Here is a 26,938-nt window from a genome sequence, read left to right as displayed (position 1 = left end):
GAGCGCCCCCCCCCCGCGGGCGCCGCCCGACCCGGGCTCGGGGCCCCCCTGGCTGGCGACCGCCCCGCGGCCCTGCACCCCCCGCACCCCCCGGCGCCCGGCGGCCCGCGCCGGGCGCTCTAACCCGTCGAGCATCACTTCGTCGTCAGATGCCGCCGCCGCTGTCATATTGGTCTTCGGCAATGTCGCGCTCATTCAGCCAGTGTTCCAGAGCCTCTACCATCTCCTCGGCCGTCTTGCCGAGTGTCTTGAGATGGATTTCGGGATTTTCGGGAGCTTCATACGGGGAATCGACGCCGGTGAAGTTCTTGATCTCGCCATTCAGCGCCCGTGCGTAAAGGCCTTTCGGGTCGCGTCGGGCGCATTCCTCGAACGGCGTATCGACGAACACTTCGACGAACTCGCCGTCGGCCATCAACTCCCTGGCCATGCGCCGCTCGGCGCTGAAGGGCGAAATGAAGGAGACGATGACGATCAGCCCGGCATCGGCCATCAGCTTTGCCACTTCGGCGACACGGCGGATGTTTTCGACCCGATCGGCGTCGGTGAAGCCGAGATCGCGGTTGAGGCCGTGGCGGACATTGTCGCCGTCGAGAATGTAGGTGTGACGCCCCGAAGCGAACAGCTTCTTCTCAAGCAGATTGGCGATGGTCGACTTGCCCGAGCCGGAAAGACCGGTGAACCAGAATACGGCGGGGCGCTGGCTCTTGAGGTCGGAGCGGCCGCGCTTGCCGACATCGAGCGACTGCCAATGGATGTTTTCGGCGCGGCGCAAGGAATGCAGGATCATGCCGGCGCCGACCGTGGCATTGGTGATGCGGTCGATCAGGATGAGGGCGCCAGTATCGCGGTTGTCGGCGAAGGTGTCGAAGGCGATCGGCGCCCGGGTCGAGATATTGCAGATGCCGACTTCGTTCATCTCGAGCGACTTCGCCGCCTCGCGAGCGAAGTCGTTGACGTTGACGCGGTATTTCAGGTCGGTGACGGTGGCGCTGGTCTGGTCGGTCTCGGTGCGCAGTATATAGGAGCGTCCCGGCAGCAGCGCTGCCTCGTCGAACCAGACGATGTTGGCGGCGAACTGGTCGGCGACCTGCGGCCGTGCCGCCGGCGACACCAGCATGTTGCCTCTGGAGACCTCGACCTCGTCATCGAGCACAAGGGTGATGGCCTGGCCGGCCACCGCCTGGGCAAGATCGCCGCCTTGCGCGACGATGCGCTTGACCCGCGAGGCCTTGCCGGATTTGGCGACCACCACCTCGTCGCCCTGCGCGACGGAGCCGGACGCGATGGTGCCGGCAAAGCCGCGGAAGTCGAGATTGGGCCGGTTGACATACTGCACCGGAAACCGGAACGGCAGTTCGACCGCGGCCTCGTCGACCGATACGGTTTCGAGATGCTCGATCAGCGACGGGCCGGAATACCACGCCGTCTTGCCGGAGCGGCTGGTGACATTGTCGCCATAGCGGGCCGACATCGGGATCGGCACGATCGTCTGGAAGCCGAGCTCGTGCGAGAAATGCCGGTAATCCTCGACGATACGGTCGAACACCGCCTGGTCGAAATCGACGAGGTCGATCTTGTTGACGGCAAGCACGATATGGCGGATGCCGAGCAGCGAAGCGATGATCGAGTGGCGCCGGGTCTGGCGCAGCACACCCTGGCGCGCATCGATCAGCACGATGGCGAGATCGGCAGTCGATGCGCCGGTCGCCATGTTGCGGGTGTACTGTTCATGGCCGGGGGTGTCGGCGACGATGAACTTGCGCTTGGGCGTGGCGAAGAAGCGGTAGGCGACGTCGATGGTGATGCCTTGCTCGCGCTCGGCCTCGAGGCCGTCGACCAGAAGCGCGAAGTCGATGTCGTCGCCAGTGGTGCCGTGCTTGCGGGAATCGCGCTCGAGTGCGGCGAGCTGGTCCTCGAAGATCTGCTTTGTGTCGGACAGAAGACGGCCGATCAGCGTCGACTTGCCGTCGTCGACCGAGCCGCAGGTGAGGAAGCGCAGCAGCGACTTCTTCTCCTGCGCCGCCATGTATTCGCGCACGCCGTCGGTGGGAGCGAGGCTCTTGGCCAGGATATGGCGCATGCTCAGAAATATCCCTCGCGCTTCTTCTTTTCCATCGAGCCGGCTTCATCGCGGTCGATGAGGCGGCCCTGGCGCTCGGAGGTGCGCGCCGTCAGCATCTCGCCGACGATGGCTTCGAGCGTGTCGGCGTCGGATTCGATGGCGCCGGTCAGCGGATAACAGCCGAGCGTGCGGAAACGCACCAGACGGTTCTCCATCGTCTCACCGGGGCGCAATTGCATGCGATCGTCATCCTTCATGATCAGCATGCCGTCGCGTTCGACCACCGGCCGCTCCTTGGCGAAATAGAGCGGCACGATCGGGATGTTTTCCTGCAGAATGTACTGCCAGATATCGAGCTCGGTCCAGTTCGACAGCGGAAACACGCGGATCGATTCGCCCGGCGCGATGCGGGTGTTGAAGATCTTCCACATCTCCGGCCGCTGGTTCTTCGGGTCCCAGACATGCTGGGCGTTGCGGAAGGAAAAGATGCGCTCCTTGGCGCGCGACTTCTCCTCGTCGCGCCGAGCCCCGCCGAAGGCAGCGTCAAAGCCGTATTTGTCGAGCGCCTGGCGCAACGCCACCGTCTTCATGACATGGGTGTGGGTGTTCGAGCCATGGTCAAAGGGGTTGATACCGTCGCGCACGCCGTCTTCATTGACGTGGACCAGCAGGTCGAAGCCGAGCTTCTGCGCCATCTGGTCGCGAAAGGCGATCATCTCGCGGAACTTCCAGGTGGTGTCGACATGCAGGAAGGGGAAAGGCGGCTTGGCCGGATAGAAGGCCTTCATCGCCAGATGCATCAGCACGGAGGAATCCTTGCCGACGGAATAGAGCATCACCGGCTTGGAGAAGGAGGCGGCAACCTCACGGAAGATGTGGATGGACTCGGCCTCGAGCCGCTGCAGATGCGTAAGCGCGATGTTCATGGACTGTGAGCGTTCTCTCGTGCCATCCAGACCTTGCATCAGATGGATCGGGCGTCCTTGTCAGGCGCCCGGTTCAAGCTTCACTGCTGGACACTATCGGTTCGTGCCGGCGTTCTAGCAGATCGCCACCTGATATAACAACGCTGGAAAGGCCGGCGGCCACACCGATCGGGAACGAATTTTCCATGAGAAGCTCCGAATCCGGAAATTCCTGCCCGGCGAACCGACAGCCTTCAAAGGCCCAGAAAAATCTTGCCTGAACCGAAAGAAATGCCGGCCCGACCTCGTCGCACTTTCGAAAACCGCACCCAGCCGCTATACCGGCTCCTGAACCTGCGCCGGGCGGCATGCCGCAAATGCCGCCGCCAAACATCGTCCGTCGCCAAGCGACCCAGCGCATTGTGAACCAGAGCATTGACCCCGATTTCCGCCATCAAGCAGCACGTTTCGCCGTCACGGATCAACGTCACCTTCTCCATTTTGTGCTTCTTTTTCCCGCCGGTACTGGGATCGGCGGTCAGCTTTTTGTTCAATGGCGGCGGCCTGTGGTCGGTGCTTCTGCTTGCGCTGAAAAGACGGCGTTTCAACATCGACCGGCCGATGACCGCGATGACGGTGGCCATCTATGCCTATTGCGCAGCCAGCGTGCTCGCCTCCATCGTCAACAATTCGATCGCCAGGGATGCGCCGCATCTGGCAGGGCTGATCACCTTCCTGTTTTTCCCTGTCTCATACGCGACCTGGAGCATTACCGAGAAAACCACGCTGACGCGCATCGTCGTGCTGGCGAGCGCCGCCGCCTGTTTTGGCGCCCTGCTGCTGGCGGTCGTGCAATATCACGGGCTGGGCATACGGGCCGAAGGCGGCGCCGGCAATCCGATCGTGTTCGCGACCGTCGCCTGCCTCAGCATGATGATGTGCCTGGCAGGCGCCTTATCGGGTGTCGAAAAGAACAGGGCGTTGCTGGCCTGCGCGACACTGGCCGGCGCGGTCGCCATTGTCTATTCGGGGTCGCGGATCATCTGGCTGGCGATGCTGGTGGCCGGCATCGCGGTCCTGCTGATCAACCGTCGCAAGCTCAACAACAGAAACGCCATTCGGCTTTTGCTGATTGCGGGCGCGATCGGCATCGTCATCGCGGTCATTGGTCTCCCCATCATTTCCGAGCGCGCGGCCTTCCTGTTCAGCGACTGGGATGCGCTCGCCACGAAGGGCGACCACACGACCGCGCTCGGCTTGCGCGCAGCACTTTGGCAGATTGGGCTGAGCGCCTTCCACGACATGCCGATTTTCGGTCACGGCATTGCTGCAAGCCGTGAGCTGATAAAGGATGGATTCCACAATCAGTTCCACATGCCGTCCACGGGCTTCAGCCATTTTCACAATGGCTTCCTGACTGCATTGGTGGAGGCCGGGCTGCTTGGAGCCGTAACGCTCGCGGCTGTGTTCTTCGTTGCCGCGAGAAACGCGGCCATCGTGCTGCGCACCAGCACGGACGCGATCGAGCGGTTCGGCGCCACGATGATTGTCGTCACTGCGATCACCTACCTCATCGGCGGCCTGACCGGCATCCTGGTCGGCCACGACATCCTCGATGCCACACTGATGGTGTTCCTGGTGTCCGGGACATATCTTGCATCGGGCCGGCAACAAATGCTGCCGGAACAACAGGCACCGGCCCCGGCGCCCCAGGCAAGCCGGCCGTGAAAGTGCTGGTCACAGGCGCGACGGGTTTCATCGGCAGGCAGGTCGTCAACCAGCTGCGCGAAGCCGGGTTCGGGGTGCGCATGGCATCGCGCCACCCGGAACGGCTCGATCCCGTGAGCGATGCGGTTTTGTTGCCGGACTTCGACGCACCGGCTCAGGTATACCAGGCGCTGATGCGAGATATCACCCATGTCGTCCACTGTGCGGCGCTCAACAATGACCGCACGGCGAGCGAAGCCGACTTCATGGCAGCCAACGCGACACTGACCGCGCAGCTGGCGCGCGCGGCCGCCTCGCGGACAAGCGGGCGCTTCATCTATCTGTCGTCGATCCGGGCAGTAGCCGGTCCCGGTTTCAGCGGAACGATCAGCGAGGCGACGCTCCCTGCCCCGCAATGCGCCTACGGGCGCTCGAAACGCGAAGGCGAGATCAAGACACTGGAAGCCTATGCGTCCAGGCCCTCCGATGCCACGGCACTGCGCCTGCCGCCGGTCTATGGCGAAGGCATGAAGGGAAACCTGCGTGGAATGATGCGGGCTGCCGCCATTGCCTTACCATTGCCCTTAGGCGATTTCACCGCAGTTCGTTCGCTGATATCGCGCGACGCGGTGGCTGGCGCCGTGGCGCATCTTTTGACTCGTCCCACGCCACCGCGCCCGACGTATGTCCTGGGCGATGCTTCCCCCGTTGCGATGTTCGAAATCTTGACTGCATTCAGGCACGGATACGACGTTCCGACCCGGCTCGTTCCTGTGCCGGCCTGGCCATTCAGGCTGTTCGCCACACTGCTTGGCAGAAAAGCAGCGTACGACGCTTCCATGGCGACACAGATTTGCGACCCGTCACTGCTGATCTCGGAAGGCTGGATGCCGGAAACCGACACGCTCGGCCGGATTGAGGAACTTGCACGACAGGCCCGTCAGGTCCGGTAGATTGTGCCAAGCAGGATTTTGACGTCGAGTCCGATCGAGGCCCCCCTGAGATATTCGGCATCCGTTTCGGCGCAGAGTTTCGGATCCGACATATCGATGCCTTTCATCTGTGCCAGCCCGGTAATGCCCGGAAGTGCGGCAAGCACACCCAATTGCCTGCGGCGTTCGATCAATTCGGTTTGCATGGGCAGGCATGGACGCGGCCCAACCAGGCTCATCTCGCCCTTGAGCACGTTCCAAAGCTGCGGCAGCTCGTCGATCTTGAATTTCCGCAGCACCTTGCCGACGGCAGTGACGGAAATTGCCGGCGCCTGATGCGAGGGCAGAGACGGCGTTCCCACAACCATCGTGCGCAGCTTGTGGCAGGCAAACGGCACCCCGTGCTGGCCGACACGGGTTTGAGAGAAGAGTGCCGGTCCAGGCGACGTCGTCCTGATTGCCAGCATGGCAAGCAGGACGAAAGGCGAGGCCAGTGGCAGCAGCAGCGCCGCCACCGCCAGGTCGAAAGCTCGCTTGGGTTCCCTCATGGCCGTGTCTGCATGCTCTAGATCCGCCGCCAGATGAAGGCCAGATAGAGCCCAAGCGTCCCAGCCAGCGTCTGCCGGTAGACGCCGCTTTTCCTGAGAAGGCGCAGGCGTCGCAGGATACCGCCCTTTCGTGCCCTGATGAACAGGCCGAGACAGGCGGCGGCATCCCTCGAGAGGATGTCGCGATTGACCGCCAGGCCGCTCAGATTGTGATCGGTCCAGACGGCGAACTCGCCCCTGAAGAGGCGCCCCAGCCGCGACAGCCTCGCCTTCCACGAGACGTTGGCGCCGACCAGGTTTGCCTCATGCTGGCGGTAGCGCACCAGCGGTCGCGGGTCATAGCGGACAATGCCGCCGGCAGCCGTGACGATCAGATAGGTCCACCAGTCATGGCTGACGAACTCGGTCCTTGCCGATGCCTTTGCCAGCAACTTTCGCGCGGCGCGGTTGATCATCATCGTATTGCCGCCGGCAATGCTTTGCACAAGCGCATTGCGAAATGCGGGTGGATGCTGGAACAGCGGCGAATACCCTTGCGCTGCTCCGGTTTCGGACATGGTCGCGGTTCTGGAGCAAAACAGCAGCGGCGTTCCGGCATCGTGCCCTTGCATCCAGGCAATGGCGCTCTCCAGCCTGTCCGGCTCCCAGATGTCGTCCTGGTCGCAGAAGGCGTAGTAGTCGGCCTCGATGCGCGGATCGATGATCATCGCGCGGAAGTTGGCGGCAAAGCCCTGGCGAGGACCATTCGACAGGGTCAACCGGCCTTTGGTCCAGCGGCTCTGCCAGGCGCCGATAATGGCCGAGGTGCCGTCTGTCGAACCGTCGTCGGAAACCCAGAGGTCGACAACAGGATACGATTGCGCAGCCAGCGACGCGAGTTGCTCGTCAAGGAAAGCCGCGCCATCTTTCGTGCCCAGCAGCACGGCCACGCGCTGATCTTGTCTGCTCACTGGTTCAAAATCATCTGCAAACGCCTGGGAACGGCCATCGGATCGGCTTCAATAGCCAATCCCGGTCGATCAGGACAGGCTCTTTGTTTTGACGCAATCCCGGACGGGAAAACCGCTCGACACTTTTCCTGGAATTGCTCTAACCAGCTTGCCCGACTGTTTTCGCAACGGTTTCCCGGCGTGCGTCACTTGGAGGCTCTTCCGCCTGATAGAGGCCGGCCATGACGGCGAGCGCCGAGGCCTTGTCCTGATCGCGCATGGCCGCCTGCAGCAATGTCAGCGCCGCCTGGACCTTGGGCCATCCCACGACATCGGTCCTGAGGCCGAAGATCTTGGGGATATCCAGCGCGACGATCTCCTCATTGCCGCCATGCAGCACTTCGTGAAGCTTCTCGCCCGGCCTGATCCCGGTGAAACGGATCGGAATGTCGGTGTAGGGGCTTTTGCCGGCCATGCGGATCATGGTTTCAGCGACTTCGAGGATCGGCACCGGCTTGCCCATGTCGAGCATGTAGATGGCGTAGTCGTCCTTGCCCTGGCGCCGCTCGGCGTCGGCCGCCGACATGATGACGAGGTCGACGGCTTCGGCCACCGTCATGAAGTAGCGGGTCATGCGGCGATCGGTGATGGTGACCGGACCGCCGGCCTCGATCTGCGCCTGGAAGATGGTGGCGACCGAGCCATTGGAGCCGAAGACGTTGCCGAACCGCACGGCGATGAACTTGGTGCCGGAGCGACGGCCGCTGGGCCCGGTGGCGTGCGTTTCGTGCAGCGAAGAGACGATCTGCTCGGCGGCGCGTTTCGTCATACCGAGCACCGAGGTCGGATCGACCGCCTTATCGCTGGAAATCAACAGGAACTGCGGCACCCCGCATTTGGCGGCAACCTCGGCGCAGACGAGGGTGCCCAAAATGTTGGTCTGGATCGCCGATTCCCAATTTTCCTCGAGCAGCGGCACATGTTTGAGCGCGGCGGCATGGAAGATGATGTCGGGCTTGAAATCGCTGACGACGCGGGTGATCTGGCGCCGGTCTGTGACATCGACGATGCGGCTCTTGAGCCGGACATGGTCCTTTTCGTCAACCTGCTGGTCGAGCTGGAAAATACCGAACTCCGAGATATCGGCGACCAGAACCGCCTCGGCGCCAAGTTCCAGCGACCGCTTGACCAGGATGCGACCGATTGAGCCGGCGCCGCCGGTGACCAGGACGCGCTTGCCACCGATAAAGCCGCCGATCCGCTCAATATCGGAAGCAACTGTGGAGCGGCGCAGGATGGTTTCCATCTCGACAGCGTCGAGTACCAGCTTTCCGCCTTGGCCGAGCTCCGAAACGCCGGAGAATTGGACGACGGCGATACCGCTGTGACGGGCGACACGGACCAGTTCCGAATATTCCTCGATCTCGCGTTCGGTGCCATTGCCGAAAATCAGCATGTCGAGGCTTTTGGTGCCTCTTGCATATTCTTCGAGGACCTCGACCAGGCGGGGCCGCACGGCCACCACCGGAACGCCCTGTATCTGCGTGCCCAACGGCGCGCCGTTCTCGATGGCCATGATGCCGGCGATGGAATATTCGGCCGGCTCGGCCGTGCGTGTGAAGCGGATGATGACGTCTGCTTCGCCAAGCCTGCCGACGAACAGCGCTTGTTTGATCGCCGCATTGTTTGCGTTGCGGCTCAGGATTCGCCAGCTCGCCCCGTCGCGCAGGAACCGGTAATAGAGCCGAGGCGCCGATATGATGGTGAAGGAGACGAGGAAAAAGACGATGAACTGGCGCTCGTTGAGGCCGGTCACCGGCTGAAACGAACGAACCGCCAGCGAGACGACATAGAGCGTGACGGTCAGGATGGCGCAGCTCTTCAGGATGTTGAAGAAGTCCGGCGTGGAGGCGAAACGCCACACGGTGTTGTAGAGGCCGCAATAGCGAAACAGCATATGGCTGAGAAAAACAATACTTGCCCAGCAGGCCAGGCCGGCCGTGGAGAGCGCGTCGAATGAAAGTCTCGACTGAGAAAGCCCCAGACTCAGCGCCACCGCGACCAGGACCATGACCAGATCCTGGATCATTATAATGGCGCGCCGCATCTTCGGCCGAAGTCCGGACACGACCTCTACATAGGATGTCATTGGGTAGTACTGAACTCCAGGCGCAAGGACATGGACACTAACGTGGTGCAAGAGCGACGGAAACCCGTCACCGATCACCTGTTTAGAGTGCCAATCCCCAGCCCCGCCGCTTTGTATCGCATAGCGTGGAGTTGTAGTGATCGCCAGATATTTTTTTGGAAATTCCCTTGGCTGGCCTTCAATCCAGGCGATCGGGCGGGAGGCGCGCACCGAGATCCATGCGCATTTGCTCAAAGCGGGCGTCGCCGGCCAGATTGTTCCACTCGTAAGGGTCGGCGCTCAAATCATAGAGTTCTTCCGACAAGTCGGAGTAGCGCGTGTAGCGCCAGCGGCTTGACCGCACAGAATGATTGCCGCGCAACCATGTCATGATCGCACAATGGTCTTCCATTTTGCCGCCCCGCGCCAAAGGCATGAGTGAACGGCCGTCTATGTCCGCTGGTGGCTCGAACCCGCAAAGATCAAGAAGCGTAGGAAACAAGTCGACCAGACTGACCGGCTGGTCGACGCGAGCCGATGTCGCCATACCTCGTGGCGGCACCAGAATGAAGGGCACTCGCGTTGCTTCCTCCCACAGCACGAATTTCCGCCAGTGCAGCTTTTCGCCCAGGTGGAACCCGTTGTCTCCCCAAAGGACCACGATCGTATTGTCGGCGGCGGGCGAAGCATCCAGGGCGTCAAGCACACGTCCAATCTGACTGTCGCAGTAGGAAATGGCCCCGAGATAGCCTTGGACGGCGTTGCGCCATTGCCCGTGTTTCAGGACGGTTTCGTGGTCAGGCGGCGACAGAGCCCAAGCCTTTGCGATGGCGGGAACGTCGTCAAGGTCGTCATTCTTGACAAAGGGCAGGCTGACCTTGTCGAGAGGATAAAGATCAAGGAATTGTTGCGGTACGTACCAGGGCAAATGCGGCTTGTAGAAACCCGTCGCGCAAAAGAATGGCTGCTCGTGCGGTTTTTGCAGGAAGGCGCAAACCGCGTCCGCAGTCTTGAAATCGGGCATCTCCGGCTCGCGAGCGGATTCGATGGCGCCCCAATCGAAGTGATGATTCATCGACGCTACGTTCGGGAAATCATCAAAATCAAACATGCGGTTGAGCGGCCGATGCAACGGCATCGGCTCGGCGGCGGTCGTATGGAATTCGTCCCACAAGGCTGGGCGGTTCTCGATGTCGCTCCATCTTGCCGACGGCGTCCTGTTGCGCCCTGCATCGGCGTAGTCGAAACTGCCATGGAACACTTTCCCCGCACCCATGCAGAAATACCCGGCCTCGCGCAGGCGCTCGAGCAGTGTGACCCGGCGCAGCGGCGCCTCCCAGAATGGCTCGTTCTGATAGACACCCGTTGTCGTCGGCAGGCATCCGGTAAACACGGACATCCGGCTGGCATTGCAATAGGGCGCCGTGCAGTAGGCGCGCAGAAACGTCGTTCCACGCGATGCGAGTCGGTCGATTGCAGGCGTCTTGACGTCCGGATGGCGGCCCAACGGCGCAATCCAGGAATTGAGGTCGTCAGCCACGATGAAGAGGATGTTGGGTCGCTCCATCAGCCTTCTACCGCCAAGCCCGAATCAATAGTCGGCCAGTCGGAAACCGACAGCCCCGAAAGTCGGGAGAATTCGACGGTGTCATCGTAAAAAATCTCGCGCAAATAGGTTACGTCCTCAGGTCGAAGCTCGTTCTCACATCGTCTCCCAAGCTGATCTGTTCGCGGAGCAAGGGGGAGAAACGGTTGGATGGAAAGGAACCCGGCAACGGCATCCAGCGTAGGTTGGTGATCCCTCAACAAATCCAGTGAACGCAGGAGCAGAACGTTCTCCCTTGGGAACAAGGCAAATAGCCGGCGTAGTTGGCGTGCGTAAAAGCCCCGTTCGACATAGCTATACACACGCCATGCCGGATCGGTCTGATCCAACCCCTTTAGTCGCCAGCGGCCTTGCCGGATCGCCAGGTGAAAAGGCAGATACTCCGACCGGTTACCGGTCTCCATACGCCATTGCGACCACGCTCGCTCGATCGGATCGCGAAAGATGAAGACAAGCTTAATTGCGGGATTGTATCGCTTTATCCGTTCCAGCGATGGCGGCCAGAAGAGATAGATCGGGGTCACGTCAAATCCGATGCCTCTCCCAGCATCGTCGGAAAAAAAGCTTCCCAACTTGCGATAGTCCGGCTCCGTCCAGTTCTGCGTCTCGTCGTCAAAGAAATGCATCTCCTTGACGGACGGCGTCGCCAGCTGTGGGTGTTGGCTGAGATAGCCGAACAGGCTGGTCGTGCCGGACTTCTGCACCCCACCAACGATGAAACCCAACACAGGCTGGTCCAATGCATGCGCCCCCATGCCAAGGTTACGTCCTTGTTACCACTGTCTCTCGCCCCCCGACGAAAGTGCCCGGCAAGCCATCAAGGAAGCCTAGACAGCGGCGTTTGCCAAGTCCAGTTCCTGATAATCCCGCCCGGAAGCGAACTGCTTGATGAAATCAAGCTGTCTTTCGCTGGGGGGCTCAAGTCCAATAAAATCTGCGATCTCGCACAACAGTGACTCCGGGTTCAACAGCGAACGCTCATAGCTGACAAGGAGCGTCGGCCACTGCAATCGCTGCAGCAATTCCCAATATCTGCTGTACCTGATCAGCGCCAGGTCATAGGCTTGCTCGATCGAGGACTGCATCTGCTTGACTTCGGACTGGGCGACCGCAGCCATGTCACGGTTGACGAACACGATGAACGGGTTCCTCACGACCTCCGCTATCGCCCCGAGGTAAAGATCGGCAGACGGATCTTTCCAACCCCATAGATCATTGGCATCATTTCTCGCCTCGATGATCTCTTCCAGCTTCTTCAAGCCATCATCTGCCGAATCATCGATCAGGCGGCCATCGATGTCCCGACCCTGGGCCGCATAAACGAGCTCCATATCCTCGTGGATGATGGAATCGGGTGACGATCCCATGGGCACGCCCAGGATTATGGCCGCACCGGCGACGAGACTTGTGCCGCCCCGGCCACATCCGACCACTATCAGGGTTCGTGGCCCCCGCGGCAACGCGAGTCTGACCGCCTTGTGTGATGTAGCCATCGCCACCGTCTTACGCTCCTAGTGTCCCAATGTTCGCAGTCGCCCCGACCGCGGCGCCGGCAATCGAAAAAATTCATGACGGTTATTGTTTGCCTGTTGCTGCTTTTTCCGCGCGAACCTGCAGGCGACGCTTGAAAAAATTCAGATGTTTGGCAGTGAGCGACTGGTCCCAATCCCGCGGATACTTCATTGCCTTGGCGAATTTGTACCTCTGCTCCAGGTCCTCGCTCCTCGACTTTGCCAGCTCCAAAGCTGAAACGATTTCATTCAATTCCGAAGCAGCCGGGATGATATTTCCGCTGAGGCCCTTCAAATAATCATCAGTTTTTGTCTTGAAGGTATTTGTCACAACGACACAGCCGGATCCGGCCAGATCCATCGGGATCATGCTCGGATGCGGAGAAGCCATCAGCGTGAGACAGATATCAAAACCCGAGACCTCCTCGATGTATTTGCTGAGGTCCATCCTTGGCAACGAAACCGATCGAACCCCGGGCTGCAGCTCGACAACACCTTCTCCCAAGCCCATGCCCACGCAATCCCATTCCTCGGGGTCGAAAATGCCCCGCCTGAAGGCCGTCGTAAGAGCTAACGCTGTAAGTTCGAACATATTCCGATCCACCACCGGCCGAGAATAGAAGACGATCGTCTTCTTTTTCTTTGCAAGATTGCGTTGGATGAACATGTCCTTGGGCAGGAGATTGGACGAGCAGGCGTTGTTGAAAAACGTATGCGACATGCCGCGAGACCTTATGCCGCCGACATCATTCGAAATGAAGAACTGCATAAGGCTTTCGCTTGAAAATATCGCGTCGTAGTCCATCGCGTATGTACGATCTGCAACGGCATATAGACTATTTGCCGGATAAAATGCAGCCTCATAGTCCTGTATCAGGTATATAAACTTCTTTCTCTCTGTGCGCGCTGTAATCTTTTCTGCAAAATAGGCTGAATACCAAACGGTTGCCACGGCATAATCGTAGCGCGATATAGCAAGAGGTTTCCGCCTCTCGCCGATATACTCGACTTCGAGTTCGTCGAAGACACCCTCCATACCGGGGTATTTCAAAACCTTTTCTCTGAAGTCGGCGATATTGAAATAGAAATTATCAAATAGGACGAGGCGAACATTGATGCCCGTCTTGCGCAAGAACAGCGCCATCTGGAAGACGCCGAAGAACCCGGCCGAGATCGATTTGAAGTCGAAAGCAGGAACCAGGACATTGATCGTCTGCGGCCGGCGCTCGTCTATCTCGACGTCCGGCATGTCGTAGATTCGATTCAGCCGCAGGTTCAAGAACTCGTGATCATAGACATGGTTTGGCGGAGCGACCGCCGGGACGAGCGGCAGCTGCGACAGGTAGGACAGTTGCAGGTCGGAGAGGAAGCCAAGGCGGTGCGCCGCCGACATGCACCAATAGGCAAGCCTGCCCCTATAGCTTTGCAGGGGAACGTCGGGGTCGAAGACCTTATGGTAGGATTGTTTCAAATCCTGGTGCCCGAAGATGCGGGCGCCGGCGCCGGCGAGCGTTGCAGTCAGCTGACGACGCATTAGCCAAAGGTCTCCTCTCTCACGACGCGACCTTTCTCGAGAAACACCGCGGAACTGCACATCGACCGGATCAGGGCATCGGAATGCGATGCCAGCACGACAATGGCGGCATTGTTGAGCCAATGCTCCATTCTCTCTCTGGCCTTCTTTTGAAATGACGCGTCGCCCGTGCCCAGCCCCTCGTCAAGAAGCACGATATCGGTCGGATATGCGGTGACAACCGAAAACGACAGCCGTGTCTGCATGCCGGACGAGTAGGTGCGTACCGGCAAATTTATGAAATCGCCCAGTTCCGAGAACTCGATAATCGATTCGGTCTGGCGCTCGATTTCACGGGGGGCGATACCGGTCATGAGGCTCTGGAGCCGGATGAACTCTCGGCCCGTGAGTTCGGGAGATAAACCCATGGAGGGCGTTATCAGGACGGCCGAGTCCCCGTTGATCACAGCTGTCCCGCTGGTGGGTTTGAGAATGCCTGCCAAGACGCGCAACAGTGTCGTCTTGCCAGCACCGTTGTGCCCGCTCAGCCCCAGCCGGGTGCCGGGTTTAAGATCGAGCGACACGCCATCGAGAGCCGCGACTTCGAAACGGCCGGAGTCACCGGCCAGCAAACGCCCGCCCGTGGTGAAACGGAGCGCGGCTTGCTTGAGAGAACGATTTGCCGGAGCGGACCAGACCGGAATTCGGACGGTGACGTCGCTCAGATGAATGGATGGCGGTGACATGGGGCTTCCATATAATTGTGTGACGGCGTCAGAATTCAAAGCCAGTACGGAATTCGGTGCTCCGTCCTTCGATAGAGAAGATAGGCGGCGGTGCTCCCCGCGCCGGCAATAATGGCGGACACGAGCACGCTCATGTAGTCGGTGCCGTCGCTCATCAGTGGAGTTCGCGCTGCATCGATGATGTAGGCGACAGGATTGTAGACCAGGAACGGAGAGCTGGTAGGGAGAACCTTTGCCGTCCAGATAATCGGCGAAAGCATGAACAGAAGCTGCATAACGGCAGCGGTGATCAGCGGAACGTCTCTGTATCGCACAGAAACAATCGCTACGATTGTCGATATCCAGGCGGCATGGGCAGCCAACAGCGCGGTTCCGACGATGAACATTGGTATGTTCAAGCCGGAGTTCGGATAGGCAATAATTAGAGTTATAAATATAATTAGCACATTGTGCATCAATATTATTATGTTCTTAGAGACACAACGAAATATGCATGAGGCCGGCGAGATCTTCGTATTTAGAAGAAGATCGTGAGATCCAATTAAAGTTTCCGAACCTTCAATTATTGCTCCAGACAGAAATTGCCACAAGACTACACTCGTAGCCAAGTGATGTATAAACTCCCTTATTGGCTGCTTAAACAACACAGCATATAGAAGCCCAACTGAAAGGGCAAATATTGCCGTGTTCAGCGTAATCCAGAAAGGCCCGAAAGTCGAATTTCGGTAACGAAGCCGTATGTCAAACTGCGCGAGCCGAAGCCAAACCATTGATACACCCGACATTATGATACTTCCTTCAGTGTAACTTGCTCAGGCTTGGTAATTTCCGCGACAGGCATGAAGGCGCCGCGATATGGCGACTCGGCCGACATAAAGATAGCGACAAGCTGTTTCATCGCTTAACAGACACAATCGCTACGTCTTTCCATGCTGCCGGCGGGGCTTGCAAGATGCGGCGCACCACAAGCCCTGTCGATTGCTGCCACCCCTGTGCCTCCGATCCGAATGCGGCTGTGAATTTTTGCGTCGAAAGACGCGAATTAGCCGGGCGACGCGCTTTGGTCGGGTAGTCGCGCGCCGTAATATCCCGTACCGCAGCATACGGCCCGCCATGTGACAGGCTTGCCTCCAGAATGTGGCGTGCAAAGCCGCTCCAGTTGACGTCTCCGGCTCCGGCGAGATGGTAGATCCCATAGCCGTCGAAGCTGTCGTCGCCGCGCAACACCGCCGCCGCATGCAGGATCGCGTCGGCAATATCAAGTGCGGATGTCGGATTTCCCCATTGGTCGGCGACCACGGCGATCTCGTCGCGGTCGCCGGCCAGCCGCAGCATGGTTTTCACGAAATTCTTGCCGAACGGGCTGTAGACCCAGGCGGTGCGCAGGATCAGATGGCGCGGATTGACGGCGGCCACGGCCAGCTCGCCGGCAAGCTTGGAGGCGCCGTAGACGCCGAGCGGTGCGGTGGCGTCGGTCTCGACATAGGCGCCGTCCTTGGTGCCATCGAAGACGTAGTCGGTCGACAGATGGATTACGGGCACGCCGAGCTTCGCGGCCGCCTCGGCGACCTTGCCGGCGCCGACGGCGTTCACAGCGAAGGCAAGATCGGGCTCGTCCTCGGCCTGGTCGACGGCGGTGTAGGCGGCAGCCGACACCACGATATCCGGCCGCGCTGCCGCGAGTGCGTCGAACACCGTATCGGGCCGCGCCAGATCGAGCACTGGGCGGCCGAGGGTGACGACCTCGATGCCATCGCGCCTCTGCCCGGCCTCCAGCAGGCTGGCAGCGACCTGACCGTCGCGTCCGGTGACAACCAGCCTCACGCCGCGCCCTTCCTGCCTTCAACCTGGCCGCGCGACCGGACTTGCCCCAGCCGCTCGCCGGCGTAGCGCTGCTCGCGGATCGGTCCCCACCACCATTTGTTGTCGAGGAACCAGTCGACGGTCCTTGCAAGCCCGCTGTCGAAACTCTCCGCCGGCGCCCAACCGAGATCCCGGCCGATCTTGGAGGCATCGATTGCATAGCGGCGGTCGTGGCCGGGCCGATCGGTCACGAAGCTGATCAAATCGCGGTAGCTCCTGCCGCCGCTGCGCGGACGCCTGATGTCGAGCAGGCCGCAGATCGTCTCGACGACGCCAAGGTTGGTACGCTCGGAATTGCCGCCGACATTGTAACTTTCGCCGGGCTGGCCCTTTGTGGCGACCAGTTCCAGAGCACGGGCGTGATCCTCTACGAACAGCCAGTCGCGCACATTGGCGCCAGCGCCGTAGACCGGCAGCGGCTTTTCGTCGAGCGCGTTGAGGATGACCAGCGGGATCAGCTTTTCGGGGAAGTGATAAGGCCCGTAATTGTTCGAACAGTTGGAGAGCACGACCGGCAGGCCGTACGTCTCGTGCCAGGCCCGCACCAGATGGTCGGATGCGGCCTTGGAGGCGGAATAGGGCGAGGATGGCGCGTAAGGCGTCTCCTCCACGAACATGCCGCCATCGAAGGGCAGATCGCCGAACACCTCGTCGGTCGAGACATGGTGGAAGCGGAAGCGCGCCTTCCTGTCCTCGTCAAGGCCGCGCCAATATTCGAGCGCCGAATTCAGCACCCGGTAGGTGCCGACGATGTTGGTCTCGATGAAGGCGCCGGGTCCGTCGATCGAGCGGTCGACATGGCTTTCGGCGGCGAGGTTCATGACGACGTCGATCTCGTCGCGGTGGAGGATGTCGAGAACCGCCCGCTCGTCACAGATGTCGGCCTGCGCAAATTTGTAGTTGTGTGCATTCTCGATGGTGCGCAGCGAGGCCAGATTGCCGGCATAGGTGAGCTTGTCGAGATTGGTCACATGGTAGGCGGGATTGGCGCACAAATGCCGGCACACGGCCGAGCCGATGAAGCCGGCACCGCCTGTCACCAGAAAATTCATGGCGCTCTCCTCACATCGTCGCGCGTCATGCGAACACCTCGGCCTCAGCAAGCGCCGACGCCTTGAGGTCCTTGGCCGAGAGCTCGAAGGCGCCGGCCGGCGACGGCCAATCGATGCCGATATCAGGATCGTCGAAACGGATCGATCGATCATGCGCCGGCGAATAGGTGTCGGTGACCTTATACAGAACCTCGGTGTCCGGCACGAGCGTGACGAAACCGTGCGCGAAACCCTTCGGCACGAGGATCTGGTTGCCTCTCTCGGCCGATATTTCGAGCGCGACCCATTTGCCGAAGGTTTTCGAGCTGCGGCGGATGTCGACCGCCACGTCGAGAATCTTGCCTCGGATCACACGCAGCAACTTGTCCTGCGCGCGTGGAGGCAGTTGATAGTGAAGCCCCCGCACGACACCTGCGGCAGCCGAATAGGAATGATTGTCCTGGACGAAACGCAGATCGATGCCGGCCTCGGCAAAGGCCTCGGCATTCCAGGTTTCGATGAAATAACCGCGCGCATCGCCGTGCCGCTTCGGCACGATTTCCAGCACGCCGTCCAAACCGAGCTGCCTGACTTCCAGCACCCTATGTCTCCGTCAGCTCGGTGACACGCCGGCGCAGATAGGCGGCGTATTCGTTCTTGCCCAGGCGCGTGGCGCGCTCAAGCACCTTGTCGGCGGTCAGCCAGCCCTGCTCGAAAGCGATTTCTTCAGGACAGGCGACTTTGATCCCCTGGCGGTGCTCGATCGTGCGCACGAAGGAAGAGGCTTCATGCAGGCTGTCATGCGTGCCGGTGTCGAGCCAGGCATAGCCGCGGCCGAGCTGATGCACGTGCAATTTCCCGCGCTCGAGATAGACGTTGTTGACCGCCGTGATCTCGAGTTCGCCACGCGCCGAGGGCTTGATCGTCGACGCGATGTCGACGACCTCATTGTCGTAGAAATAGAGGCCGGTGACCGCCCAGTTGGACTTCGGCTCCCGCGGCTTCTCCTCGATCGTCAAAGCCGTGCCGCTGAGCTTGTCGAACGACACCACGCCGTAGCGCTGCGGGTCCTCGACATGGTAGGCGAACACCGACGCGCCGCTTTGGCGCTGCGCAGCAGTGCGGCAGAGCTGCGACAGGCCCTCGCCGAAATAGATGTTGTCGCCGAGAATCATCGACACATTATCCTTGCCGATGAAGTCGCGGCCGATGATGAAGGCCTCGGCAAGCCCGTTGGGCTGCGCCTGCTCGGCATAGGAGAATTCGACCCCGAATTCCGAACCGTCGCCCAGCAACTCCCGAAACACCGGCAAGTCGCGAGGTGTCGAAATGATCAAAATCTGGCGGATAGCGGCGAGCATCAAGACGCTCAGCGGATAAAAAATCATCGGCTTGTCGTATATCGGCAGAATCTGCTTAGAGATCGCTAATGTAAGGGGATACAGACGCGTCCCGCTGCCTCCTGCAAGGATTATTCCCTTCAACAAGCTCTCCTTGAATTGCCGGCCCCCGCCTCGAAATCAAGTTGCCCGTGCTTAGGTTTCGCGCAATGGCTTGTCAATTCAATCTCGGCCGTGGATCGGCGCCAGAATTGCTCTGCATCTGCCGCCTCGCGGCAATTTGACCGACCAGGCACAAGCTGACGCTGCAATAGATGCGGCGATTTGGCAAACCGGCGTCCCGCCATCGGCTGGCGGACGCGTGACAACAAAAAGCCGGCGGGCCCCGGGGCCCCCCGGGCCATGAATTTTGCGGGTTGAGGGGGGCGTGGGGGGGCGCCCCCAAAACCGCCGCCCCCCCCGGGGGGGGGGCCGGGGTCAAAAAAAACGCCGGGGGGGCCGTGGGCCCGCCGGCTCATTCATTTGTCCGGTTTCAGGGCTGCTTGGGCAGCAGCGACCATACCGCCGGCACCAGGCTGGCGGCGAGCGCAACCTTGATCAGGTCGCCGAGGACGAACGGCAAAACGCCGAACTGCCACGCCTTTTCCGCGCCGATGAGGGTGGCCAGCCAGGCAAAGCCCATGGCCATCATGACGATTTCGGCGACCAGAATGGCGTTGAACAACTTGATCGGGTGGCGGTCCCAGCCGCGGTCGGCGGCCCAGCCGACAATGGCCGCCATGACGACGAAGCCGGCGAGATAACCGCCGGTGCCGCCGATCATGTAGGCGATGCCGATGCCCTTTTCAGGCGTGCTCTGGAAGACCGGGAAGCCCATGGCGCCTTCGGCCATGTAGAGAAGCAGGGTAGCGACGCCAAGCCGCAGGCCAAATGCGGTGGCGATCAGCAGGACGGCCAGCGTCTGCATCGAGATGTCGACCGGCCCGAGCACGACTTTCGTCTTGGCCGACAGGGTCAAAAGCAGCGTTCCGGCGATCGCCAGCAAAAGCTGGGTTGCCAGGCGCTGCGCGCCCTCCTGGGGCAAAGCGAGAGAAACAAGCGGGCGCATCGTCGTTGCAAGTGCCATGGTCTTCCCCAATCCGGATTGCCGCAGATCGCGGCCTTGCGTTTTTCTATATTGGCTTCCGTGTTATGCGGCAATCAGTTTTGCCGTCTTCCTGAACAGAGATTCAACGACACCGCCATGGCGCTCAAATTCGACACCAGCTTCGATCCGGCCTATGGCGAGGGCGTCACCGTTGCGCCGGACGTCTTGCGCGTCACCGCCAAAAACCCCAGCCCGTTCACCTTTCACGGCACCAACAGCTACATCGTCGGGCGCGATACGCTGGCGGTGATCGATCCCGGCCCCGATGACGAGGCGCATTTCCAGACGCTGCTCAAGGTGATCGCAAACCGGCCGGTCAGCCATATCTTCGTCAGCCACACGCATCGCGACCATTCTCCGCTGGCCGCCCGGCTGAAAGCGCACACCGGCGCTATTGTACTGGCCGAAGGCCCGCACCGCCCGGCAAGGCCGCTGCGGATCGGCGAGATCAATCCGCTCGACGCCAGCGCCGACACCGGTTTCGTGCCGGATGTCACTTTGCCCGACGATACGCTGGTCGAGGGCGATGGCTGGACGATCCGGACGGTGCTGACGCCGGGCCACACCGCCAATCACGCGGCATTTGCGCTCGAAGGCACCGGCATCCTGTTTTCGGCCGACCATGTGATGGCGTGGGCGACGTCGATCGTGGCGCCGCCGGACGGCGCGATGGCCGACTACATGGCCTCGCTGGATAAATTGATCGCGCGCGGCGACCGCCTGCTGCTGCCCGGCCACGGCGGCCCGGTGACCGCGCCGCTCAGCTTCATGAACGGGCTCAAGACCCATCGCAAGATGCGCGAACGGGCGATCCTCGAGCGGATCCGCGACGGCGACCGGACGATCCCGGACATGGTCAAGGCGATCTACCGGGACACCGACCCACGCCTGCATGGCGCTGCCGGCCTGTCGGTGCTTGCCCATCTCGAAGACCTGGTGGCGCGCGGCCTGGTTGCCACCCAGGGTGACCCGGCCATCGACGGCGTCTTTGTGCCGGTGGGGTAGAGAACTACTCGGCCGGAGCCGCACCCACCTGGCCCGCAACCTCCTGGTCGAGTTCGGCGAGGAACCCGACGATGCGCGCCGCATTGTCGCCGAGGTCGTAGCGGCCGTAGCGGGAGGCCGAGCGCATGTCGACGACGATGGTGTCGCCATCATTGCTGACCCGGATGGCGACGTCGGCGGGCAGGCCGACGACGAAGCTCCGGGCCACGGCCGATATCGTCACCTCGTCTTGACCGTCGGTCACTGGGTATGGCGCGGTAAGTTGCCAATCGCGGCGGTCGAGCACGGTTTCAACGGCGTCGACGACGGTTTCGAAAGGCAGATTGTAGCTATGCCCGGTGACCAGCGGATAGGCGTCGGCCTGCAGGCGCGCTTCGCCCGGCGTTGGCAGCGCGAGCACGTTCATGTCCTTGGTGCGGTCGCTGGTGTCGAGCACTGGCGGATTGTCGAGGTCCGTCGTGATGTCCCTCAGGGGCGGCGTGGTCGCCGCCAAATGGGTGGCAAAGCCGTAGGGCGTCAGCACCAGCAGCGCCAGCAGGGCGCCGACCGAGAGGTCGCGGCCGCCACGGTCACCGAAATGCCACAGCCGGGACAAAGCGAGGCCGGCAAACAGCAAAGCGAACGCGGCAAGCAAGGCGACGATCGCCAGCACCCACAGGAAGGCCGGCGTTTCGACCAGTTCGAAATGATGGCCGGCCAGCACGGTGAGCAGCAGGACCAGGGCAAAAGCGCCCGTGCGCCGCGACCAGCCGGCCGCCTTCGATGTCTGCCGCTCGTCAATTTCCATTGTCTTCAGCACCGCCCCAACCCGCACAGACGCTTAGAGCAAAGGATGCTCAAATTGAACATCCCCTGCCCTAACGTTTTTGCCGCCGGTAGCTTGAAGGTCAAGGAAACGCACGGTCCCGGTCAATCCGTCGGCAGGCGGTAGTCGCTGAACTGCTTGCGCAAGGTGATCTTCTGGATCTTGCCGGTGGCGGTGTGCGGGATTTCGCTGATGAAAGCGACGTCGTCGGGCATCCACCATTTCGCCACCTTGCCGTCCATGAACGCCAGTATGTCCGCCTTGCTCGGCTCCTTGCCGGGTTTGGCGACCACGACCAGCAAGGGCCGTTCGCCCCATTTCGAATGATGGACGCCGATCGCCGCGGCCTCGGCGACATCGGGATGGCCGACGGCGAGGTTCTCCAGGTCGATGGTCGATATCCACTCGCCGCCCGACTTGATGACGTCCTTGGCGCGATCGGTGATCTGCATGTAGCCGCCGGAATCGATATGGGCGACATCGCCAGTGTCGAACCAGCCGTCCTTGTCGAACTGCTCGGCTCCGACGCCGCCATAATAGGCGCTGGCGACGGCTGGACCGCGCACCTTCAGCCGGCCGAAGGTCTTGCCGTCCCAAGGCAATTCCTTGTCGTCGTCATCCGTCACCTTCATCTCGACCCCGAAGGGCGGGTAGCCCTGCTTGCCCTGGATATCGAGCCGGTCCTCGCCCTCGAGCGCTTGATACTGCGGCTTCATGGTGCACAGCGTGCCGAGCGGCGACATTTCGGTCATGCCCCAGGCATGGATGACTTCGACACCGTAATTGTCCTGGAATTTCCTGATGATGGCGCGCGGGCAGGACGAGCCGCCGATGACGACTTTGCTGAGATAGGGAAGCTTCTTGCCGGTCTCTTCCAGATGCTGCAGCAGCATCATCCAGACGGTCGGCACGGCGGCGCTGAAGGTCACCTTCTCGGTGTCGAGCAGCTCGTAGATCGAGGCGCCGTCCATCTTGCAACCGGGCATGACCAGCTTGGCGCCGATCATCGGCGCGCTCTGGCCAAGGCCCCAGGCATTGGCATGAAACATCGGCACGACGGGGAGGATCGTGTCCCGCGCGGAGAGGCCCATGGCGTCGGGCATGGCGGCGATCATGGCATGCAGCACATTCGAGCGGTGGCTGTAGAGCACGCCTTTGGGATCGCCCGTCGTGCCGGAGGTGTAGCACATGCCGGCTGCGGTGTTTTCGCCGAAAACCTTCCAGGCGAAGTCGCCATCGGCCTCGTTCAACCAGTCCTCATAGGCAACCACATTCGGCAGCGTCGTTTCAGGCAGATGCGCCTTGTCGGTCAGGACGATCACCTTTTTCAGCGATTTGACCGCGCCGGCGATCTTTTCCAGCAGCGGCATGAAGGTCAGGTCGACGAAGATCCCTCTATCCTGCGCATTGTTCATGATCCAGACGATCTGCTCGGGGAATAAACGCGGGTTAAGCGTATGGTAGATGGCGCCGATGCCCATGATGCCGTACCAGGCCTCTATGTGGCGCGCCGTGTTCCAGGCCAGGGTCGCGATGCGGTCGCCGAGCACAAAGCCATCGCGCTCCAACCGTTGAGCGACCTTGAGCGCGCGGCGATGAACTTCAGCATAGGTGGTGCGAACGACAGGACCTTCGATCGAGCGCGAGACGATCTCGCGCGTCCCGTGCTGCCGCTCGGCATTGTCGATCAGCTTGTGGCAGAGCAGCGGCCATTCCTGCATCAGTCCGAGCATCTGGTTCCTCCCATTGCTTCCTCGTTTTTCCCGTCTTTTGTTCCATTGTGGGACGAACGGACGGATTGTCCAGCCATGACGTCTCCAACCGTTAACGGCTGAAGCAAGCAGTGATCGAAAGGCGGGGAAAACCGCCACAATCCGGCCATCGTCGACGTTAAGGTTCGTTAACGGGGTAGGGGTGCGGATTGGCGACTGAAAGAGGTTCGCATGGACACGCAGATCGACGACAGGCAGATCGACGACAGGCAGATCGACGACAGGCAGATCGACGACAGGCAGCTGGCTGACAGCGGGGCCGAAGACGTGCAGTTGGACGATATTCAACTCGACGACAAAGAGCTTGAAGACACGCTTGCCGCAAGTCTGGCCGATCTCGTGCCGGAGGCCAAAAAGGTTTCCGAAGACGAATTTGTCGAGGTGGTCGGCGGCGCCCTTGAGGCGGTCGGCGGCACGCTGCTGTTCAAAATGTGCGTCCAGAACGAAGGCGAAGGCCAGCATGTCGCCGCCGCATCGATCGGCGACGGCGGCAATCGCCAGTTCCTGCTGCTCACCTTGCCGACCGGCGGCGGCCCACTGAAGGTCGAGACGACGTCAAGAAGCACCAACCCGGTAGCCGGTATTGCCGCGGCCTATGCCGGCCTGATGGACGTGTTCAAGACCGCAGCCTGAGCATTCCACGCGGGATCGTTTTTAGTGATCGGAAGGCCAGCTCTGGCCTACTGGCGAAGGCTTGCGCAACGGGTTCTCCAGACACATTTTAGGGACATGGGAAGCAACCCCGCACTCTCTCAATCGGACTGTGCTCCCAATCGAACAAGGAGAACCCCGCATGGACCAGATCGCCAACCCCGCTCCCGGCTTTCAGAGCAATCCCGGCAAGGTCATCACCGTCGAACCCTATCGCGGTACCGTGGTCGTGCGTGCCGGCGATACGGTGATCGCCTCATCGACGCGGGCGAAGCTTCTGTCCGAACCGCCCTACCCCCAGGCATTCTACATCCCCTTCGAAGACATCGACTTCACCCAGCTCGGCAAAACCACCCTGTCGACCCACTGCCCCTACAAGGGCGACGCCAGCTACTGGAGCGTGCTGCCGGCCGGTGAGACCGGCAAGGACGCGATGTGGGGCTATGAGCAGCCCTTCGACGAAATGGCTGAGATTCGCGACCACGGCGCGTTTTATCCCAACAGGGTCACTATCGAAGCAGCACCGGCCTGAGCAAGCGACTCAAGCCGCCGTTGCTCGCTTCGTCATCCCAGGCTCTTCGCGACGGAGCTTCGCTCCTGTTTCATCCTGGGATGACGAGTTTAGAGGCCTCGGCTATCTCAAACGTCGGCGACGTTAGTCCAAAGGCGATGAAACTGCCTGCCGCCGCCCAATCCTAATCAGTCGTCCCGTCGTTGCCGACACCGTCGGCGTCATCCAGCCGCACGAACATCAGCCCCTTGGCCTTCAGCGCGAGCAGACCTTGCACGACGCCCTCGCCGGCGGCGTGGGTCGGCTGGTTGATGTGGGCGATGATGACATCGCCATCCTTGGCGGCGGCGATGCGCCGGGCGGTTTCTTTTGCACCAAGCAACGAGCCGCCATCGCCGTTGATCGAAAAGCCGGCGATCTTGAAGCCGAGCCTGCGGATCATGGCGATGGCCGACGGACTGTATTCGGCGGTCGCGCCGCGAAACCATTTCGGCGCCGGCTCGCCGGTGCCAGCGAGAGCGGCGGCGCCCGATTCGACTTCGGCCCGCACCGCTTCCGGGCTGCCGGCGCTGCGGATGCCATAGATCTTGCGCGGCGTGTCGACGGCCGGGATGTGATGGCCGCCATGGTTTTCCAGTTCGAACAGGTCCGGATGCGCGCGCATGATCTCGACGACGGCGGCGTTGCGCTTCAGCCAGATGCCGGTGACGAGGATCGTCGCCGGAATCCGGTTCTCCACCAGCGCCGACAGGATCCTCGTATCGGTCTGGCCGCCGCAGGCGTCGAGCGTAAGCGCGACGCGGCCTACATTGCCACTGCCACCATCCTCAGCCTTCAGATGCAGCGTCGGCTCGACAAGCGGCGCGGCCTGGGCCGAGGACACGGCCAGGATAGATAGCGCCAAGGCGCAAAACAGCTTTTGCAAGGGATGCCTGTCTTGTCTGAGAATCGGCGCTGTCATAGCCGCATCCCAGGACCCGCAACAAGGCGGAAATTGGGATAGTGGCCGTGAGAAAGCTGATATCCCGACAATGTGACCGCCGCGCACCGTCAGACGGCGTGTTCCAGTTCCACATGCGTGCGTGACAGGACTTCGCGCACGGCCGCGACGACCGGTTCGACCTCGAGGCGCCAGACGCAGCAGGCCTTGCTGGGATCGAGCGGATTGCACAGGCTGCCCGCCACGCAATTGCACGGCATGGATGGCTGCAAGGCGAGGCTGGGCACGCCGACCGGTCCCCAGACGGCCGGGCTGGTCAGGCCGAAAAGGCCGACAACCGGCGTTCCGGCCGCTGCTGCCATGTGCATGGGGCCGCTCTCATTGCCGACAAACAGCCGCGCCTGCTGCAACACCGCCAGCAGCGTTTCCAGCGACAGCGCGCCGACGAGGTTGACGATCGACGCGGCACTGGCGAGGATCTGTTCGGCCGGCTTGCGCTCGTCAGGGCCGCCGACGAGTACGAAATCCAGTCCGGTTTCGCGCGAAATCGTGTCGATCACGGCGGCAAAGCGTTCATGCTGCCAGCGCCGGCCGTGAAAACTTGCGCCGGCATGCACCGCGATAAAGCCGTTTGGCCGCAAATGGTGTTTGTCCAGCAATGCCTGGGCCCTCGCCGTCTCCATCGGCAATGGCCGAATCGACGGCACCCGCACGCGCAGGCCGACGCCGAGCGGCTCGAGCGGCGAAAGGTAGCGGTAGAGATAGTGACGTTCGCCAAAACCGAACGGCTCGGCAAAGACATTGGCGGGCTGGCGCTCATGCCAGCGCAGCGGCCTTTCCGGAGGATTGTAGCCGATGCGGGTGCTGGCGTTGAGGAACCTGACGATGAGCCGCGATGTCTTTGAATCGGTGAGGTCGATGGTCAGGTCGAAACGGAATTGGCGCAGCTTGCTGATCATAGAATAGAGCTCGCGCCCACGCTCCAGCGGGGTGCCGCGCATGGCGGCGCGGCGGAAGCTGACGACCTCGGCGGCGATGCCGTGCGCGGTGACGAAACTGGCGAGGCGCGCCTCGCAGAGAAAGACGATCCTGACACCGGGATATTCGAGCTGCAGGTTCTTGGCGAGCGTGGAGGACAGAACAATATCGCCGATGAACTTGGTCTGGATAATCAGGATCGAGCGGAAGGGTCTGGGCGAAATCTGTAACATCTTTTTCTCGGCACCGGGCGGGTTGGGGGGCCGTGAAATTGGGAAGAAACGATGTCGGGATTGCGTGTTGGG

26 protein-coding genes are annotated in these 26,938 nt (G+C 61.3%); 5 read left to right on the top strand and 21 right to left on the bottom strand.

What is annotated here, in order from left to right; genetic code table 11:
* Nucleotides 1-145 precede the first annotated feature (145 nt).
* From cysN to NKH35_RS14250, 3 genes are all read right to left on the bottom strand, one after another.
* Entirely contained in the window at nucleotides 146-2,083 is a 1,938-nt protein-coding gene (cysN, locus tag NKH35_RS14260; RefSeq protein WP_352723760.1) for a sulfate adenylyltransferase subunit CysN, read from the bottom strand.
* Between the two features lie 2 nt (nucleotides 2,084-2,085).
* Nucleotides 2,086-2,991 (bottom strand): sulfate adenylyltransferase subunit CysD, encoded by a 906-nt coding sequence (gene cysD, locus NKH35_RS14255; RefSeq protein WP_023670717.1) that lies wholly within the window; start codon nucleotides 2,989-2,991, stop codon nucleotides 2,086-2,088.
* Between the two features lie 73 nt (nucleotides 2,992-3,064).
* Entirely contained in the window at nucleotides 3,065-3,406 is a 342-nt protein-coding gene (locus NKH35_RS14250; protein WP_352914994.1) for a hypothetical protein, read from the bottom strand.
* On the opposite strand from NKH35_RS14250, the gene NKH35_RS14245 reads away from it, so the two are divergent.
* Entirely contained in the window at nucleotides 3,406-4,698 is a 1,293-nt protein-coding gene (locus NKH35_RS14245) for an O-antigen ligase family protein (RefSeq protein ID WP_031355661.1), read from the top strand. The genes NKH35_RS14250 and NKH35_RS14245 overlap by 1 nt on opposite strands.
* Nucleotides 4,695-5,630, top strand: coding sequence for an NAD-dependent epimerase/dehydratase family protein (locus NKH35_RS14240; protein ID WP_352723757.1), 936 nt, complete (start codon nucleotides 4,695-4,697; stop codon nucleotides 5,628-5,630). Before NKH35_RS14245 ends, NKH35_RS14240 begins: the two co-directional genes overlap by 4 nt.
* Here the strand turns inward: NKH35_RS14240 and NKH35_RS14235 are convergent.
* The 14 genes from NKH35_RS14235 to NKH35_RS14170 all read right to left on the bottom strand — a co-directional run bounded on the left by NKH35_RS14235 (nucleotide 5,618) and on the right by NKH35_RS14170 (nucleotide 19,950).
* Entirely contained in the window at nucleotides 5,618-6,157 is a 540-nt protein-coding gene (locus NKH35_RS14235; protein WP_352723755.1) for a sugar transferase, read from the bottom strand. The two genes, NKH35_RS14240 and NKH35_RS14235, sit on opposite strands and share 13 nt — an antisense overlap.
* Before the next feature lie 17 nt (nucleotides 6,158-6,174).
* A complete protein-coding gene (locus tag NKH35_RS14230) occupies nucleotides 6,175-7,107 on the bottom strand; it encodes a glycosyltransferase family 2 protein (protein ID WP_352723754.1) in 933 nt (310 codons plus the stop codon).
* Between the two features lie 139 nt (nucleotides 7,108-7,246).
* Nucleotides 7,247-9,235, bottom strand: coding sequence for a nucleoside-diphosphate sugar epimerase/dehydratase (locus tag NKH35_RS14225; RefSeq protein WP_031205950.1), 1,989 nt, complete (start codon nucleotides 9,233-9,235; stop codon nucleotides 7,247-7,249).
* Nucleotides 9,236-9,413: 178 nt separating this feature from the next.
* Nucleotides 9,414-10,781 (bottom strand): sulfatase, encoded by a 1,368-nt coding sequence (locus NKH35_RS14220; protein WP_023805749.1) that lies wholly within the window; start codon nucleotides 10,779-10,781, stop codon nucleotides 9,414-9,416.
* The gene (locus NKH35_RS14215; RefSeq protein WP_023805750.1) at nucleotides 10,781-11,575 is read right to left on the bottom strand and encodes a sulfotransferase family protein; all 795 of its coding nucleotides are present in this window, start codon (nucleotides 11,573-11,575) and stop codon (nucleotides 10,781-10,783) included. The genes NKH35_RS14220 and NKH35_RS14215 overlap by 1 nt, the downstream gene beginning before the upstream one ends.
* A gap of 72 nt (nucleotides 11,576-11,647) precedes the next feature.
* The gene (locus tag NKH35_RS14210; protein WP_023805751.1) at nucleotides 11,648-12,313 is read right to left on the bottom strand and encodes a sulfotransferase; all 666 of its coding nucleotides are present in this window, start codon (nucleotides 12,311-12,313) and stop codon (nucleotides 11,648-11,650) included.
* A gap of 82 nt (nucleotides 12,314-12,395) precedes the next feature.
* A complete protein-coding gene (locus NKH35_RS14205) occupies nucleotides 12,396-13,865 on the bottom strand; it encodes a rhamnosyltransferase WsaF family glycosyltransferase (RefSeq protein WP_023805752.1) in 1,470 nt (489 codons plus the stop codon).
* Entirely contained in the window at nucleotides 13,865-14,590 is a 726-nt protein-coding gene (locus tag NKH35_RS14200; RefSeq protein WP_023687183.1) for an ABC transporter ATP-binding protein, read from the bottom strand. Before NKH35_RS14200 ends, NKH35_RS14205 begins: the two co-directional genes overlap by 1 nt.
* 35 nt (nucleotides 14,591-14,625) lie before the next feature.
* Nucleotides 14,626-15,360 (bottom strand): ABC transporter permease, encoded by a 735-nt coding sequence (locus NKH35_RS14195; RefSeq protein ID WP_352915000.1) that lies wholly within the window; start codon nucleotides 15,358-15,360, stop codon nucleotides 14,626-14,628.
* 124 nt (nucleotides 15,361-15,484) lie between these two features.
* A complete protein-coding gene (gene rfbD, locus NKH35_RS14190; protein ID WP_352498443.1) occupies nucleotides 15,485-16,414 on the bottom strand; it encodes a dTDP-4-dehydrorhamnose reductase in 930 nt (309 codons plus the stop codon).
* Nucleotides 16,411-17,505 carry a dTDP-glucose 4,6-dehydratase gene (gene rfbB, locus NKH35_RS14185; RefSeq protein ID WP_023670704.1) on the bottom strand — a complete coding sequence of 365 codons (1,095 nt, stop codon included), beginning with the start codon at nucleotides 17,503-17,505 and terminating at the stop codon, nucleotides 16,411-16,413. Before rfbB ends, rfbD begins: the two co-directional genes overlap by 4 nt.
* A gap of 25 nt (nucleotides 17,506-17,530) precedes the next feature.
* A complete protein-coding gene (rfbC, locus tag NKH35_RS14180; RefSeq protein WP_023687179.1) occupies nucleotides 17,531-18,085 on the bottom strand; it encodes a dTDP-4-dehydrorhamnose 3,5-epimerase in 555 nt (184 codons plus the stop codon).
* Between the two features lies 1 nt (nucleotide 18,086).
* Nucleotides 18,087-18,968 carry a glucose-1-phosphate thymidylyltransferase RfbA gene (gene rfbA / locus NKH35_RS14175; RefSeq protein ID WP_352914990.1) on the bottom strand — a complete coding sequence of 294 codons (882 nt, stop codon included), beginning with the start codon at nucleotides 18,966-18,968 and terminating at the stop codon, nucleotides 18,087-18,089.
* A 388-nt stretch (nucleotides 18,969-19,356) separates the two neighbouring features.
* Nucleotides 19,357-19,950, bottom strand: a complete 594-nt coding sequence (locus NKH35_RS14170; protein WP_352914988.1) for a biotin transporter BioY — start codon at nucleotides 19,948-19,950, stop codon at nucleotides 19,357-19,359.
* Between the two features lie 117 nt (nucleotides 19,951-20,067).
* Between NKH35_RS14170 and NKH35_RS14165 the strand changes: the two genes are divergently transcribed.
* Nucleotides 20,068-20,976 carry an MBL fold metallo-hydrolase gene (locus NKH35_RS14165; RefSeq protein ID WP_352914985.1) on the top strand — a complete coding sequence of 303 codons (909 nt, stop codon included), beginning with the start codon at nucleotides 20,068-20,070 and terminating at the stop codon, nucleotides 20,974-20,976.
* Between the two features lie 4 nt (nucleotides 20,977-20,980).
* Here the strand turns inward: NKH35_RS14165 and NKH35_RS14160 are convergent, their stop codons facing one another.
* On the bottom strand, nucleotides 20,981-21,763 hold the full coding sequence (locus NKH35_RS14160; protein WP_352914983.1) for a DUF1499 domain-containing protein: 783 nt from the start codon (nucleotides 21,761-21,763) through the stop codon (nucleotides 20,981-20,983).
* 122 nt (nucleotides 21,764-21,885) lie between these two features.
* A complete protein-coding gene (locus NKH35_RS14155) occupies nucleotides 21,886-23,514 on the bottom strand; it encodes a fatty-acid--CoA ligase (protein WP_023684604.1) in 1,629 nt (542 codons plus the stop codon).
* Between the two features lie 312 nt (nucleotides 23,515-23,826).
* Between NKH35_RS14155 and NKH35_RS14150 the strand changes: the two genes are divergently transcribed.
* Nucleotides 23,827-24,186 (top strand): hypothetical protein, encoded by a 360-nt coding sequence (locus NKH35_RS14150; protein WP_023670697.1) that lies wholly within the window; start codon nucleotides 23,827-23,829, stop codon nucleotides 24,184-24,186.
* Between the two features lie 160 nt (nucleotides 24,187-24,346).
* The gene (locus NKH35_RS14145; RefSeq protein WP_023698131.1) at nucleotides 24,347-24,736 is read left to right on the top strand and encodes a DUF427 domain-containing protein; all 390 of its coding nucleotides are present in this window, start codon (nucleotides 24,347-24,349) and stop codon (nucleotides 24,734-24,736) included.
* Between the two features lie 163 nt (nucleotides 24,737-24,899).
* On the opposite strand, the gene NKH35_RS14140 is transcribed toward NKH35_RS14145, so the two are convergent.
* Together NKH35_RS14140 and NKH35_RS14135 are read right to left on the bottom strand one after the other, a co-directional pair.
* On the bottom strand, nucleotides 24,900-25,676 hold the full coding sequence (locus NKH35_RS14140; protein ID WP_352914980.1) for a polysaccharide deacetylase family protein: 777 nt from the start codon (nucleotides 25,674-25,676) through the stop codon (nucleotides 24,900-24,902).
* 89 nt (nucleotides 25,677-25,765) lie between these two features.
* The gene (locus NKH35_RS14135; protein WP_023670694.1) at nucleotides 25,766-26,866 is read right to left on the bottom strand and encodes a glycosyltransferase family 9 protein; all 1,101 of its coding nucleotides are present in this window, start codon (nucleotides 26,864-26,866) and stop codon (nucleotides 25,766-25,768) included.
* Nucleotides 26,867-26,938: the final 72 nt, after the last annotated feature.

This window comes from Mesorhizobium sp. M1143, assembly GCF_040318435.1.
Classification (GTDB): Bacteria; Pseudomonadota; Alphaproteobacteria; order Rhizobiales; family Rhizobiaceae; genus Mesorhizobium.
Note: the sequence above shows the minus strand (reverse complement) of the source record. Positions and strands in the feature narration are given on the sequence as shown.

Excerpts from the sequence above, each read along its gene's own strand:
- NKH35_RS14200 (WP_023687183.1), bottom strand. The coding sequence starts at position 14,590 with ATGTCACCGCCATCCATTCATCTGAGCGACGTCACCGTCCGAATTCCG.
- NKH35_RS14140 (WP_352914980.1), bottom strand. The coding sequence starts at position 25,676 with ATGACAGCGCCGATTCTCAGACAAGACAGGCATCCCTTGCAAAAGCTG.
- NKH35_RS14215 (WP_023805750.1), bottom strand. The coding sequence starts at position 11,575 with ATGGGGGCGCATGCATTGGACCAGCCTGTGTTGGGTTTCATCGTTGGT.
- NKH35_RS14205 (WP_023805752.1), bottom strand. The coding sequence starts at position 13,865 with ATGCGTCGTCAGCTGACTGCAACGCTCGCCGGCGCCGGCGCCCGCATC.
- NKH35_RS14250 (WP_352914994.1), bottom strand. The coding sequence starts at position 3,406 with ATGCTCTGGTTCACAATGCGCTGGGTCGCTTGGCGACGGACGATGTTT.
- NKH35_RS14170 (WP_352914988.1), bottom strand. The coding sequence starts at position 19,950 with ATGGCACTTGCAACGACGATGCGCCCGCTTGTTTCTCTCGCTTTGCCC.
- NKH35_RS14165 (WP_352914985.1), top strand. The coding sequence starts at position 20,068 with ATGGCGCTCAAATTCGACACCAGCTTCGATCCGGCCTATGGCGAGGGC.
- NKH35_RS14195 (WP_352915000.1), bottom strand. The coding sequence starts at position 15,360 with ATGGTTTGGCTTCGGCTCGCGCAGTTTGACATACGGCTTCGTTACCGA.
- NKH35_RS14220 (WP_023805749.1), bottom strand. The coding sequence starts at position 10,781 with ATGGAGCGACCCAACATCCTCTTCATCGTGGCTGACGACCTCAATTCC.
- NKH35_RS14235 (WP_352723755.1), bottom strand. The coding sequence starts at position 6,157 with ATGAGGGAACCCAAGCGAGCTTTCGACCTGGCGGTGGCGGCGCTGCTG.
- cysD (WP_023670717.1), bottom strand. The coding sequence starts at position 2,991 with ATGAACATCGCGCTTACGCATCTGCAGCGGCTCGAGGCCGAGTCCATC.
- NKH35_RS14155 (WP_023684604.1), bottom strand. The coding sequence starts at position 23,514 with ATGCTCGGACTGATGCAGGAATGGCCGCTGCTCTGCCACAAGCTGATC.
- NKH35_RS14135 (WP_023670694.1), bottom strand. The coding sequence starts at position 26,866 with ATGTTACAGATTTCGCCCAGACCCTTCCGCTCGATCCTGATTATCCAG.
- NKH35_RS14225 (WP_031205950.1), bottom strand. The coding sequence starts at position 9,235 with ATGACATCCTATGTAGAGGTCGTGTCCGGACTTCGGCCGAAGATGCGG.
- NKH35_RS14160 (WP_352914983.1), bottom strand. The coding sequence starts at position 21,763 with ATGGAAATTGACGAGCGGCAGACATCGAAGGCGGCCGGCTGGTCGCGG.
- rfbB (WP_023670704.1), bottom strand. The coding sequence starts at position 17,505 with ATGAATTTTCTGGTGACAGGCGGTGCCGGCTTCATCGGCTCGGCCGTG.
- NKH35_RS14145 (WP_023698131.1), top strand. The coding sequence starts at position 24,347 with ATGGACCAGATCGCCAACCCCGCTCCCGGCTTTCAGAGCAATCCCGGC.
- NKH35_RS14210 (WP_023805751.1), bottom strand. The coding sequence starts at position 12,313 with ATGGCTACATCACACAAGGCGGTCAGACTCGCGTTGCCGCGGGGGCCA.
- cysN (WP_352723760.1), bottom strand. The coding sequence starts at position 2,083 with ATGCGCCATATCCTGGCCAAGAGCCTCGCTCCCACCGACGGCGTGCGC.